We start from the raw sequence: 1,322 nt of genomic DNA, 5'->3' as shown, positions 1-1,322 counted from the left end.
CAGGACCCCCGCTGGCAGGAGGCCATGCGGACCCGCGGCATCCCCGTGGAGGAGGTGCGTGTGGCGCCCCTGTCCGCGGGGGTCTTCGAATACGAGGAGGAGAAGGGCCACCGCATCCTGCGCGGCCTGGCCTTCCACCAGCAGCACGAGGCGGATTCGCCGTGGGCCCACCCGATCGACGGGATCGTCGGCTATGTGGACGTCACGGCCAAGGAGGTCACCCAGGTGATCGACCTGGGAGCGATGCCCGTGCCGCAGGAGCACGGCAACTACACGGACCCCGAGCTCACCGGCGACCTGCGCACCACGCAGAAGCCGATCGAGATCACCCAGCCCGAGGGGCCGTCCTTCACCGTGGACGGCGGCAACCACGTGGAGTGGGAGCGCTGGAGCCTCGACATCGGCTTCGACATGCGCGAAGGCCTCGTGCTGCAGAACATCGCGTTCGACGACCCGCACACCGGCCGCCGCCGCACGATCCTGGACCGCGCGTCCATCGCCGAGATGGTGGTGCCCTACGGCGACCCCTCCCCCATCCGGTCCTGGCAGAACTACTTCGACACGGGCGAGTACCTGGTGGGCCAGTGGGCGAACTCGCTCGAGCTGGGCTGCGACTGCCTCGGCGACATCACCTATCTCTCCCCCTGGGTGGTGAACAACGCCGGTGAGCCGCGCCAGATCAAGAACGGCATCTGCATGCACGAGGAGGACTGGTCCATCCTCTCCAAGCACACCGAGATGTGGAGTGGCATCTCCTACACGCGCCGCAACCGCCGGCTGGTGATCTCCTTCTTCACCACCATCGGCAACTACGACTACGGCTTCTACTGGTACCTCTACCTGGACGGCACGATCAGCTTCGAGGCGAAGGCCACCGGCATCGTCTTCACCTCGGCCGTCCCCGAGGGGACCACGGACTTCGCCTCCGAGATCGCCCCGGGACTGGGCGCCCCCTTCCATCAGCACCTGTTCAGCGCGCGGCTCGACTTCGCGCTCGACGACGGCACGTGCCGCGTGCTGGAGGAGGACGGCGTCCGTCTGCCGTTCTCCGAGGAGAACCCGCGCGGCAACGCGTTCACCCGGCGCCGGACCGTGCTGGCCACGGAACAGCAGGCCCAGCGCGACGCCGACATGTCTGTCGCCCGGACCTGGGTGGTGGAGAGCGCGGAGCACAAGAACCGCCTGGGCGCCCCCGTCGGCTACAAGCTGCACCCCGAGGGCCTGCCGACCCTCATGGCGGCCGAGGGGTCCTCCATCCACCGGCGGGCGACCTTCGCGGCCAAGACCCTGTGGGTGTCCCAGTACCACGAGGACGAGCGGTA

At 68.6% G+C, this 1,322-nt stretch carries 1 protein-coding gene; it reads left to right on the top strand.

Features of this window, described 5'->3' with window-relative positions; genetic code table 11:
• Positions 1 to 60 precede the first annotated feature (60 nt).
• Positions 61 to 1,322: histamine oxidase (locus ACIP67_RS43325; protein WP_401700241.1), on the top strand; the 1,262-nt coding region annotated here is incomplete at its 3' end.

The organism is Streptomyces sp. NPDC088812, from assembly GCF_044750285.1.
Taxonomy (GTDB): Bacteria; Actinomycetota; Actinomycetes; order Streptomycetales; family Streptomycetaceae; genus Streptomyces.
The sequence above is the reverse complement of the archived record's forward strand: the minus strand, read 5'-3'. Positions and strand labels throughout refer to the sequence as shown.